Genomic DNA, 12766 nt, shown 5'->3' with positions numbered 1-12766 from the left:
GGCACCCCGGCGCACACGCACAGAGTTTGCACAAACCATGTGGCAACAGCCATCTAGAAAGGAACATCGCATGATCGGTGGAATCAAACGCGGCTCAGCCCGTGTCGGTGCCGTCGGCGTCGCCGCGGTCCTGGCCCTGTCGCTCGCTGCCTGCGGAGGTGGAGGCATCTCCAACAACGCCGGCACCGGCGGCAAGGCCTGCGGCAACGTCAACATCGCCCTCAACGGATGGGTCGGCTACGAATCCGACGCGTACGTCGTGGGCAACGTGCTCACGAGCAAGCTCGGGTGCACGGTCAACTATGTGAAGCTCTCCGAGCAGCCGAGCTGGGCCGGCATGGCCAGCGGCACCGTCGACACCATCCTGGAGAACTGGGGTCACGACGACCTGGTTGCGAAGTACATCACCCAGCAGAAGGTGGTCGTCGACGCCGGCCAGACCGGCAACAAAGGCGTCATCGGCTGGTACGTACCACCGTGGATGGCGGCCAAGTACCCGGACATCACCAACTGGCAGAACCTGAACAAGTACGCCTCCATGTTCAAGACCAGCGAGTCCGGCAGCCAGGGCCAGCTCCTCGACGGCGACCCGTCGTACGTCACCAATGACCAGGCTCTGGTCACCAACTTGAAGCTGAACTTCAAGGTCGTCGTCGGCGGCTCCGAAGCGGCGCTCATCCAGAGCTTCAAGACCGCTGAGGCCAACAAGACCCCGCTGCTCGCGTACTTCTACGAGCCGCAGTGGTTCTTCTCGGAGATGAAGCTGGTCAAGGTGAACCTGCCCGCCTACACCACGGGTTGCGACGCCGACGCGGCCAAGGTCGCCTGCGACTACCCGCCGTACAACCTCAACAAGTTGATGTCGACCAAGTTCGCCAACTCCGGTTCGCCGGCGGTCAATGTCATCAAGAACTTCACCTGGACGAACGACGACCAGAACCTGGTCTCGACGTACATCTCCTCCAACGGCATGTCCCCGGACGCCGCGGCCCAGAAGTGGATCGCTGCCAACCCGGACAAGGTCGCAGCCTGGCTGAAGTAGCACGCACCACCTGAGGCCCGCCGACCGGCGCGCACCCGGTCGGCGGGCCTCAGTCCGTCCCAGATGAACACAAGGAGAACTCAGGATGAACACCAAGTGGTTCCAGCGGAAGTCGCGCGTCGCGGCGACCTCCGCCCTCGTCACCGCAGCTGCTGCCGGAGCCTTCGTGCTCGGCGTTTCGTCGAGCGGTAGTGCGGCTTCTGCCAGCCCGTGCAGCGACCCGGTGACGCAGTACTACCGCGCCCTGCAGTACCAGCAGTCGGCGAACAACGCCGCCCTCCAGATCCAGACCTGGCGCCGCGCCGCGGACCAGCTCGACCGCATCCTGGCCAGCAAGGTCGCCCGGACGTCGCACAAGCCGTTGGCCATCATGACGGACCTCGATGAGACCGTGCTGGACAACTCGGCACTCCTGGCTCGAGACCTCGAGCAGTGCCACACCTACACCAGCTGGGACACCTGGAACGACTGGGAGTTGCACGGCAACCCGACGCTGACCGCAGGCGCGCGGTGGTTCTTCGCCTACGCCAACAGCAAGCACGTCGCGATCTACTACGTCTCCGACCGCTACCAGCAGAACATCAGCGCAACGCTCGCCACCCTCAACACGTTGGGACTGCCGCAGGCCGTCGCGAGCCACACGTTGCTCTACACGACGGATGCCAACACCAAGGCAGTCCGTCGGGCGTCGATCGAGAAGAACCACACCCTGCTGATGCAGTTCGGTGACCAGTTGGTCGACTTTGACGGCTCGTTCAAGGGGCTGACCTCGGACCAGCAGCACGTCCGCGCCACCCAGCTCGCATCGCACTGGGGTCGGGACTGGATCATGTTCCCGAACGCTGCGTACGGCAAGTGGGGTTCGGCCACGCTGAACGCCTGGAACGCCCCGGTGGTCGTCGGCTACCCGCAGTGATCCAACCGCGTCCGCTCCCCTGCACACGGGGAGCGGACGCGGCATACGCTGACTTCAAGATCTGACGAGAAGAGTTGACGTGGACCAGCGGGTGGATCCGACCGACGACCTCACGGTGACGCCGCCGAAGGAGTGGGCCGCGGGAGTTCCCGCGGTTGCGCACGCGTTGGAGTACGCGCTCTCCCAGACGTCTCCGCGGCGTACCGCTCTCACCCTCCTCACCATCAACCAGAAGTCCGGCATCGACTGCCCGGGCTGCGCCTGGCCCGAGGGCGACCACCGGCACGCGAACGAGTACTGCGAGAACGGCGCGAAGCACATTGCCGATGAGGCGACCACTCGACGGGTCACCCGCGAGTTCTTCGCCGCAAATCCAGTCGCCGACCTCGACTCGAAGTCGGACTACTGGCTCAACCAACAAGGCCGCCTGACCGAACCGATGGTCAAGCGGCCGGGCAGCAGCCACTACGAGCCGATCGGGTGGGACGACGCGTTCGGCCTGATCGCCGACGAACTCAACGACCTGGCCTCGCCGGACGAGGCGATGTTCTACACGTCCGGCAGGGTGAGCAACGAGGCGGCCTTCCTGCTGCAACTGTTCGCCCGGGCGTACGGCACCAACAACCTGCCGGACTGCTCCAACATGTGCCACGAATCCTCCGGGTCGGCACTGAACCAGACCCTGGGCATCGGCAAGGGCAGCGTCTCCCTCGGCGACATCCACACCTCGGACCTGATCCTGGTGGTCGGGCAGAACCCGGGCACCAACCACCCACGGATGCTCACCGCATTGGAGCAGACCAAGCGCAACGGCGGGTCAGTGGTGGCGATCAATCCGCTGCCCGAGGCCGGCCTGAAACGCTTCAAGAATCCTCAGGTGGCCCGCGGTGTCATCGGTCGCGGCAGCGTCATCGCGGACCAGTTCCTCAAGATCCGTCCGGGCGGGGATCTCGCGCTCTTCCAACTGCTCAACCGGCTCCTGCTCGAAGCCGAGGACGCCTCCCCCGGCACGGTCATGGACCACTCGTTCATCGCCTCCGACACCGTCGGCTTCGACGCGTTCGCCGAGCACGTACGCGCCGTCGAGTGGGACGCGGTCCTGGAGGCCACGGGCCTCGACCGCTCCGAGATCGAGGAGCTCGTCGGCCGGGTGCTCGCCAGCAAGTCGGTCATCGTCTGTTGGGCGATGGGCATCACCCAGCATCGGCACGGTGTGCCGACCATCCGGGAGATCGTCAACTTCCTGCTCCTGCGCGGCAACCTCGGGCGACCGGGTGCCGGCGTGTGCCCCGTACGCGGACACAGCAACGTCCAGGGCGACCGCACGATGGGCATCTGGGAACGGATGCCGGAGAGCTTCCTCGCCGCACTCGACGACGAGTTCCAGATCACCTCCCCGCGTACGCACGGGTACGACTCGGTGGCCGGCGTACGCGCGATGCGCGACGGCGAGGCCAAGGTCTTCGTCGGCGTCGCCGGGAACTTCGTCCGCGCGATGTCCGACAGCGATGTCACCGAACAGGCGTTGCGTCGCTGCCGGCTGACAGTGCAGATCTCCACCAAGCTCAACCGGTCCCACACCGTCTGCGGTGAGACGGCACTGATCCTGCCGACGCTCGGCCGCAGCGATCGCGACGTGCAGGGCACCGGCGAGCAGTTCGTGACGGTCGAGGACTCGATGAGCGACGTGCATGCGAGTCGCGGCAAGCTGCACCCGGCTTCTCCCGACCTGCTGAGCGAGGTGGCGATCATCTCGCGTCTCGCGGCGCGTACGCTCCCCGCCGGCTCGATCCCCTGGACCGATTTCATCGGCGACTACGGACTGATCCGGGACCGGATCTCCCGCGTCGTGCCCGGGTTCACCGACTTCAACGCGCGGGTGGCGCAACCGGGCGGATTCAACCTCCCCAATCCCGTCAACAGCCGCGTCTACAACACCGCCAGCGGCAAGGCCGAGTTCACCACGAATGCCTTCACCGTGCTCACGCCACCGCCCGGGCACCTGGTGCTCCAGAGCCTGCGCTCCCACGACCAGTGGAACACCATCCCGTACGCCATGAATGACCGTTACCGGGGCATCCACAACGCACGGCGGGTGGTCCTGGTGAACCCCGACGACATCGCCGAACTCGGATTCGCCGACGGTGACCTGGTGGACATCGTCAGCCAGTGGACTGATCAGGTCGAACGGCGCGCACCGGAGTTCCGTCTGGTCGCCTACCCGGCGGCCCGGGGGTCCGCCGCCGCGTACTACCCCGAGGCCAACGTCCTGGTCCCCCTCGACAGCGTTGCGGAGATCAGCAACACGCCCGCTTCGAAGGGCGTCATCGTCCGCTTCGAGCGGCACGTCGCCGGATCGGAGAACGGCTGAGATGGGCCGCGTCACGATGCGGCGTCCGGTGGTCCGCGTACGCGATGGTGCCGTCGACCAACGCGCGGACGTCCTCGCCGTCGAGGAGCCGATGGAGATCCGCGTCAACGGGCATCCGCTCACGGTGACGATGCGTACCCCGGGCAATGATTTCGACCTCGCGCTCGGGTTCCTGTTGAGCGAAGGCGTGATCCGCTCGGCGGGCGACGTCGTCACCGTCCGCTACTGCGCCGGGGCGCAGGTCGACGGCTCGAACAGCTACAACGTCGTGGACGTACGCCTCGCGGCCGGGGTGCCGGAGCCTGACACGTCCGTGCAACGCAACTTCTACACGACCTCGTCGTGCGGCCTGTGCGGCAAGGCCTCGCTGGACGCCGTACGCACCGCCTCGGCCTGGTCGGTCAGCGACGACCCGGCTCGGGTGTCACCCGACGTGCTCGCAACCCTCCCGGACCGACTCCGCAGCGCCCAGCAGGTGTTCGACCGCACCGGCGGCGTCCATGCGGCGGGCCTGTTCACGATCAGCGGCGACCTGATCGCGGCGCGGGAGGACGTGGGACGACACAACGCCGTCGACAAGGTGATCGGCGCCTGCGTACGCACCGAAGGGCTCCCCGCGCGCGGCACGATCCTGATGGTCAGCAGCCGCGCGTCCTTCGAACTCGTCCAGAAGGCTGTGATGGCGGGCATCCCGATCCTCGCGGCGGTGTCCGCTCCGTCCTCCCTCGCGGTCGACCTTGCTGAGGAAGCGGGCCTGACGTTGCTGGGATTCGTCCGCGGATCCTCGATGAATGTGTACGCGGGACACCATCGCGTCCTGGGGACGCTTCGCGACTGAGTGCGCCGCATTCACAGCGAGGCGTCGGCCGGGATGTCACCAACCGGTGAGCACCAGACCCGCGGTCACGGCCACGATCAGCACACCGAGGAGCTGCCGCCGCCACGTCCAGCGCTGATCGGGGCCGTCATGGCCGAAGAGGCCGATCAGCGAGAGAGCCAGTCCCGGCAGAGCCAGCAGCACGAACCCGTCACGGAGCATCCGACTCGGGTCGTGCAGCCAGGAGAACACCCAGCGGACGAAGAAGGTCCCGATCAGGAGCATCACCAGCGTCTTCAGCACCCCCACGGGGAGCAACCGATGGAGACGTTCCGAGTTGGGGAACGACTTCTCGTGGATGCCGAGAACCTGGGGCAGGAGGAACAGTGCGGCCCCGACCCACAACTGCCAGCAGTTCCCGATGAACGCAACAGCCAGGAACACGAACAGCACGGTCCGGACGAGCGTCGCGAAGTATTTCTGACCGGCTCCGGGAGACGGCAGCTTTCCGATCGAGACCACCGCGAGTCGCAGCGGGTACGCGTGTGCAGCCCATTCCTCCAGGGCGACGCGTACGACGACCGTTGCCATCGCGAGCAGCGCGAGCTCACTGCTGTGGCGCCCGATGGGAAGGTCCAGTCCGGAGAGGCCGGGCAGACCGCGTACGACCTTCTGCACCGCCCAGCCAGCAAACAACGCGGCGATCACCGTGTCGGCCCATCGGTCCCAGGTGTACCGACGTCCGTCGCCCACGACGCGCCGGAAGGGCCGCGCGGCCGCGGCGATGAGCGGGATCGCGAACCACAATGCGGCAAGGCCGAGGAAGGAACGGACCTGCGGCGCGAATCCGACAAGGTGTGACGGTGCCACCAGCATCGCGAGCACGAACCCGACAAGCCCGGCAGCGCCCCAGCCGGCGTCGATGATCGCCAGCACCAGCAGGACTGCGGTGATCGTCACACTCGGCGGGATCGGCAGTCCGTCGTTGTGTCGACCAGCGACGATCCCCAGGACCAGACCTGCCGGGCAGCCGAGGAGCCATGCGGACCCGAAGATCGCGCGCAGGTACGAGCCGTCGGCGAGCACTCGCGCGGTCAGCGGCGAGCGCGGAGCCAACCAGCGTGGAACCACCAGGCTCAGGGCATCGATCGCGTGCCAGCCGGGCCATCGCCACGTCCTCGACTGATCGCCAATACCTGCGCCGGCCCCGCTGAAGGCGGCACTCTTCGTACTCGCCGACGCGACTGACCCCTTGCCGCGTCTGTGACTGGTGGCGGAGCCAGCCACCGCGGCCCCACCGACCACAGCACCCGTCATGGTGAGGGCCGCCGATCCCGCACTTGCCCCGGCACTCAGGGCCAGACCTGCAGGGCCGATCAGCGCGAGGACGGTGAAGACGGCCACCCCGATACCGAGCACCGTTTTCGGGTGGTCAGTCGGCAGCCAACGCGGATAGCCCACCGGGATGGGCGGAGCCGGGGTGACGGTCGGCGCCGCCGGCGTCACGGTCGGCGTTGGAGTGGGGCTGGGCGTATGAGTGGGCGTGGGTGTTGCGCTGGTAGTCGGCACGGGCAACGGAGCCGGTACGGAATGCGTCGGAGGCGGCGGAGCGTGGGTAGGTGCCGGAGACGGCGAGGCGGAGTGCGTGTGCGTCGGCGTAGGGGTCGGCGTGGGCGTCGGAGTGGAGTACGGTAGGACGTGGACGGTGAGCGTCGTCTTCTGCGGTGTGCCACTGAAACTCGGGTCATTCGCGAACCAGGACACGTCGATCTGATAAGTCCCCACCACGAACGTCGCGGAGGAGTCGCAAGCCCAGTCCGTCGACGACAGCACGATGTTGCAGATCTGCGGCGGGTCGAGGGAGCCGTCGTTGTGCACGACGAACACCCGGTCGGTGCCCGCGACGATCGGTCCGGTGACCGTCCCCGCGAAGTGGATCGGCTGGGCGCCGACCAGCACAGTGACCGTGGAGCCCGACGGAGTCGTCACGACGGGCGCGGGCGGGGCCCCCGCGTACGCAGGCGCAACGGCGAACGCGACCCAACAGCCGGCCAGAAGCGCCAACCCGAGCAGGCGGGCAGCACGACGCATCACCAGTGGCACAGATCTTCCGGCCCTTCGCTCGCCCCCTCAATGAACAATAGGGACACGCCGACCTCTGCGGCATGGGACGGGCCGCCCTGAACGTCCGCTGTGCAGTGGCTGGAGCCACTCCCGCAGGCCCTCATTTCTTTGTAGGGTGCGTCACATGTTCACCACTGGCGAAGAGCTCCTCGCATTCATCAAGAACGAAGGCGTCGAGTTCGTCGACGTACGCTTCGTCGACCTCCCGGGCATCCAGCAGCACCTGACCGTGCCGGTGTCCTCGTTCAACCTGGACCCGATGGCCTTCGACGGCTCCTCGATCCGTGGTTTCCAGACCATCAACGAGTCGGACATGGCGCTCTACCCGGATGTCACCACGGCGTACGTGGACCCGTTCCGCAAGTCCAAGACGTTGGCGATGATGTACTTCGTCCACGACCCGATCACCGGCGAGGCGTACTCGCGCGACCCGCGCAACATCGCCCGCAAGGCGCTGGCGTACCTGGCCACGACCGGCATCGGCGACACCGCGTTCTTCGCTCCCGAGGCGGAGTTCTTCATCTTCGACTCGGTGCGCTTCGCGACCGGCATGAACCACTCGTTCGTGCACATCGACTCTGCCGAAGGTGTCTGGAACACGGGTGCCGAGACGAACCCGGACGGCACCCCGAACCGGGGCTACCAGGTGCGTACGAAGGGCGGCTACTTCCCGGTCACGCCGACCGACGGCACGCAGGACCTGCGTGACGATATGGTCAAGGCCCTTGAGGGTGCGGGCCTGCTCGTCGAGCGCGCCCACCACGAGGTCGGCACGGCAGCCCAGGCGGAGATCAACTACCGGTTCGACACGCTGCTCAAGGCTGCCGACGACATCATGAAGTTCAAGTACATCATCCGGAACGTGGCCTGGGAGGCCGGCAAGACGGTCACCTTCATGCCGAAGCCGCTCTTCGGCGACAACGGCTCGGGAATGCACGTGCACCAGTCGATCTGGAACAACGGCGAGCCGCTGTTCTACGACGAGAAGAACTACGGCGGCCTCTCGGACCTGGCTCGCTGGTACATCGGCGGCATCCTGAAGCACGCGCCGGCGGTGCTCGCGTTCACCAACCCGACGGTCAACTCGTACCGCCGCCTGGTGCCCGGCTTCGAGGCCCCGATCTCGCTGGTGTACTCCTCGCGCAACCGTTCGGCGGCCGTGCGCATCCCGATCACGGGTTCGAACCCGAAGGCCAAGCGCATCGAGACCCGGTTCCCGGACCCGTCCTCGAACCCGTACCTGGCGTTCGCGGCGCTGCTGCTGGCCGGCATCGACGGCATCAAGAACAAGATCGAGCCGGCGGCTCCGATCGACAAGGACATCTACGAGCTCCCCGCCGACGAGAAGGCTGAGATCGCTCAGGTCCCGACGTCGCTCGAGGCCGTGCTGGACGCTCTCGAGGCCGACCACGACTTCCTCACCGTCGGTGATGTCTTCACAGAGGACCTGATCGAGACCTGGATCGACTACAAGCGCAACAACGAGATCCTGCCGGTGCAGTTGCGCCCGCACCCGCACGAGTTCGAGCTCTACTACGACATCTAGAACCGGATGTCCGTGTCGCAAGCCTCTGACCTGCACAAACGTGACGAAAAGGGCTTCTGACCTGTGCATACGTGACGCGCGAGACCCTCGAACACCTTTAGTTTCCTTAGGTCGTTTGAGGGTCTCCGCGTTTCCGTTGTTAGACATTTGTTAGAAGTTGACGATCTGTCCAGCGGCAAAGAACAGTCCATCACTAGCCGGGCCGAGCCTCTTGCCTGACGTTCGGCGATTACCTGCTACACGATCATGCGCGGCCTGGAAGGAACCGCGCCGAGGCCGGCTGGAGACGAGCAAGAGTGTTGTCGAATCGATATCGGTAGATCACTTGGTCGTCATCGACCGGTCCCGTATCCGGCTTCTGGCACGTCCACGCAAGCGTGTCACCGACACGGCCCGCAGACGACATCGGTGTCCGTACGACTTCGGCTCTCCAAACGGTGATGAGGCGGTCTGCCCCGCGAGACTCCGCAACCAGCTCGAATCCCGATCGGGCGATCTGCACGCACCGCATGTGCATCCTCCAAGCCGGGTCCAGCATCTTGTGTGGTTGGCGGAGGCAGTCACCTAGACGCAGTCGCGGCAGAACCAACTCTGGGTCGCCGTACAGATTTCGCCCGTGCAGCGAGCGAAGCCCGATCCACTCAACGGCAGATCTGCGGTCCGTCCAGACAAACTTCACCGTCGCTCCAGCATCCAGCAACGCTCGGTGCTGGGGCTCGTGCCTTGGCCCGCCGAGACGGAAGACCGACTCGTTCTCCGACGGCCTCCACGAGTCTCTCAGTGAGTGCGGGTGATCGCGAACAGTGAGGAGAAGCGGGACATCACCGTTACGAAGGTGGCCACGCATCTCGACTTCGCCAAAGATTTCGGCCTCGATCAGTTCGTCCAGCGTCATCGCCTCCGTCGGTACCCTTCTCTCCGCCATGCCACGTCCCATCGGCGCTACCCAGCGATATTCGACGCGATCGATTTCGAGGTAGACGGCGGGCCTAACGCCGAGTAGTGAGAGGCCGAAGTCAATGTCGGCTTTACGCGCAGAAACATCTGCGGAGCGCTGGCTTCTGCGTGCCTGCCGCCACGATGCCAATGCCGCTACCGACGAAACAGCCGTCGCCGCGGCGCTTACCCCGGGTGCCGCAACGGACCAATCAACCGACATCCAGTCCACTAGTCCCCCAACTCAATTTCCTAGCTGCGCTCTCTACCGATCGCACGCTCAGACAGGAGAGCCGATGCCAGCCCTCAACTTGTTACACCCCGGGGCTCTGCGCCCAGCAGCAACAGGCGAAATTTCGTCACGTGCTCGTCCAAGTACTGCCCAGGTCCCTCAGCTCGCGGTTGACCCGTCATGAGGACGGTCACCGGCGAGCAGAGGTGGTCGGCCGATTTCTGAGGCAGATGAAGCAAGTTGTCTGTCTTCACGGCATCCGCGTACGTCTGGAGATACCCGTCCCTGTCTGAGGGGCGACAACCCTGATTCCAACTCGGTTACCAGACGCGTCTTGGATGTAAGCACTTCCGCCGTCGTCTTCGATCCTCTCAACAACGTTGGCGCGTGCGCTCCCGCCGGTCTTCGAAGTTCTCCGGGTTGATCCACCACAATCGCGTGATGTGCTGACGCTGGCTACCGCCCGCAATTCGGATGGCCGTAATGCGAATCATCAGAACTTAACCCGTCCTTCGTCTCAGACCGATGCACCCTCGACCTCGGCGTGGGTGCAAACACAGAGTCGCGAGTTGGCCGCCCAGAACCGGCAGTGCGAATGGCTTGACCCACGTCAGTCAGCGGTCGGTCGACTCGCCGAGACAGGCAAGGACGAACCCAGCGCCATGTCCGCGCTCGGAGAGACACCAAGGTGCGAGGTCGGGACTGCCGCAGCAGCGGGAGGTGTACTGCCCCGCGGCTCCGAGTCAAGGTGACTCTAGTGGTGTTGAACGACGCCCCAACCGCATTAGTACCAGGCGTCGCGACTGCCTGAGCCCCAATCGACCGTCGGCTCCAGCCCCACTATGACGATGCAGACGGCTCCCACATACCGGAAGGGTCTATGGGAGCCGGCGGCACGCGACCTGTCGGGGCCGTTGGGCGAACGGCCGGATCCGATCCTTAGTTGGACGGGCTCGCCTGCGGGCCCGTACCAGGGTTGTACTGAGAGCCGTGGCCGGCGCCAAAGCGAACGTCTTGTCCTGTCGCGAACCACAGCCCGCCGAATCCAGCACGGTAGGTGGCACCAGACACAAGCAAGGGCGTTCCAGTCGGCGAGACCAACGTGATCAGAACACCGTCAAGCTGGATGGGTGCGCCTGCCAGGGCAGTCCGCAGATCGTCCATCGTCCACGTGGGGCTTAGGCCGTCTGGCACGGTGAAAGTCACGTCCAATGCTGTCCCGAGTGGGTGCGTGAGCGTCACACTCTGAACGGTCAGGCCAAACTTCGCCGCCACGTCAGACGCACGAGTCGTGAGGGCAGAATCCGAGGGGGAAGGGAGGACTTGCCCGGCTGCTACGTTCGCGGCGCCGAGCGAGTACGTCGTCGTTCCTGTCCCATTCGCGTTCGGTTCGACTACCTGTCCCCCGCCGATGACCTGCAACAGCGATGCCTGGTTCGTATGTTGCCGATCCGAAACCGCACCCTCGGCGATCGCGCCAAGCCACGTCGCCCTGACTTCGCCGCCCTGACTATCCGGACCGGCGTTCGAGCTCAACGTCGTTTGGACCATCGGCAACGACGAAGTCCCACTTGACGATGGCACGAAGCTGATGCCTCGCACGATCCGCTCCTGGGCGAGCCCCGCAAGGGCGCTCGACGCTGCCCCGGCAGCCTGCGTTCCTGGACCTGTTGCGGTCTGGGCTGCGTAAACGCCCGGTGGGACTTGAATCCGCGGCGGCACAACATTGGTGCCGGCACCTGCAGCGACCGCGATGCCGCCAATGATCAAGCCCGTCCCGGTTCCGGCGACGGCGATACGTGCGCCGACGCGAGTCTTCGGGGCCAACTGCCTTGTAGTCCTATCGCGTCGCATTGAACGCTCCTGTTCCAGAAAGTGCACTGATCTGCCAGCACGGACCGTAACCGGCGTGGACCGGGTTCCCGAGGTTCGTGGCCCAGTGTTCTTGCTTGTCTTGGCCGAGGTATTCCCAAGAGTTGAAGTTGGCGTTGTTGCCGGCGCCGGGGCATGCGGCAACGCCTTCATCTTCAACCCATGTCAGATCTTGTAGATAGTCGGAAGAACTTACGCCCGTTTGTAGCCAGGTTCCGTCGGCCGTACCCGCTTGAATCTGTTGAGTGCTTACGACGTGCCCCACCCACGTGTTGTAGTTGGTCCACGTACTGAACGCAGCACCCTGGGTGCAGTTGTAGGTGTTCGGATCGGGCGACACCTCGACAAACATGTGGCCGTCATGGCACGTGCCGTCGATCGTCCACGCGGTGCACCCCGCAAGGCCAGCTTCGACCTGCTTGTGTGCCCCCGGGTCCGTTACAAGCGTGCTGTAGAGGATGCATTGGTGGTCGCCCGGGTTCAGTGACCTCGCGTCGATATTCACATCTGCGTCATAAAAGAAGTTTGAGTTCACGTACGCCTGTTGGGTATTTCCTAGCGATTCCCCAAACGCAACACTGACCCCGAACGCGGTACTGAAGCTGACGACCGCAATCAAGGCGTAGATGAGTTTCTTCACTGATCCCCCTGTGCCCACTGGGCTCGTTCAGAACGCACTTCATGACTGATGACGGGACAGTACTGCGGTTCGAGCCTGCCGCGAGGTGCTCTTGCGCCGTCGCGCCACAAATGCGCCGATGTTGGACCGAACGGGTTACGTCGGCTACACCTAGCGGCCTCTGACCTCGCTACTTCCTCGTTCGGGAAGACGCAGCCCTCCGAACAGGCCCTGCAGCACGTAGCCCAGATTCCGAGGACATGCCCACCGTTCCAACTTGTTGAACATCGG

The 12766-nt window shown here is 65.1% G+C and carries 7 protein-coding genes; 5 read left to right on the top strand and 2 right to left on the bottom strand.

From position 1 onward, the window contains the following. Nucleotides 1-70: 70 nt before the first annotated feature. The 4 genes from KCTC_RS00355 (at nt 71) to fdhD (ending at nt 5167) form a co-directional block, all read left to right on the top strand. Nucleotides 71-1042, top strand: coding sequence for an ABC transporter substrate-binding protein (locus KCTC_RS00355; protein ID WP_125565692.1), 972 nt, complete (start codon nt 71-73; stop codon nt 1040-1042). 85 nt (nt 1043-1127) lie between these two features. Continuing rightward, nucleotides 1128-1958 (top strand): 5'-nucleotidase, lipoprotein e(P4) family, encoded by an 831-nt coding sequence (locus tag KCTC_RS00350; protein ID WP_125565690.1) that lies wholly within the window; start codon nt 1128-1130, stop codon nt 1956-1958. A 79-nt stretch (nt 1959-2037) separates the two neighbouring features. Further along, nucleotides 2038-4329 (top strand): FdhF/YdeP family oxidoreductase, encoded by a 2292-nt coding sequence (locus KCTC_RS00345; RefSeq protein WP_125565688.1) that lies wholly within the window; start codon nt 2038-2040, stop codon nt 4327-4329. Between the two features lies 1 nt (nt 4330). Then, the gene (gene fdhD / locus KCTC_RS00340) at nt 4331-5167 is read left to right on the top strand and encodes a formate dehydrogenase accessory sulfurtransferase FdhD (RefSeq protein ID WP_125565686.1); all 837 of its coding nucleotides are present in this window, start codon (nt 4331-4333) and stop codon (nt 5165-5167) included. Nucleotides 5168-5203: 36 nt separating this feature from the next. Here the strand turns inward: fdhD and KCTC_RS00335 are convergent, their stop codons facing one another. Then, on the bottom strand, nt 5204-7240 hold the full coding sequence (locus tag KCTC_RS00335; protein ID WP_164512417.1) for a hypothetical protein: 2037 nt from the start codon (nt 7238-7240) through the stop codon (nt 5204-5206). A gap of 154 nt (nt 7241-7394) precedes the next feature. On the opposite strand from KCTC_RS00335, the gene glnA reads away from it, so the two are divergent. Then, nucleotides 7395-8816: a type I glutamate--ammonia ligase gene (gene glnA / locus KCTC_RS00330; RefSeq protein WP_125565682.1), complete on the top strand. Its 1422-nt coding sequence runs from the start codon at nt 7395-7397 to the stop codon at nt 8814-8816. A gap of 3008 nt (nt 8817-11824) precedes the next feature. Here glnA and KCTC_RS00320 read toward each other — a convergent pair. After that, nucleotides 11825-12496, bottom strand: a complete 672-nt coding sequence (locus KCTC_RS00320; RefSeq protein ID WP_125565680.1) for a hypothetical protein — start codon at nt 12494-12496, stop codon at nt 11825-11827. Nucleotides 12497-12766 lie beyond the last annotated feature (270 nt).

This window comes from Nocardioides baekrokdamisoli, assembly GCF_003945325.1.
In the GTDB taxonomy this organism is placed as follows: domain Bacteria; phylum Actinomycetota; class Actinomycetes; order Propionibacteriales; family Nocardioidaceae; genus Nocardioides; species Nocardioides baekrokdamisoli.
This window is presented reverse-complemented; position numbering and strand designations above follow the sequence as displayed.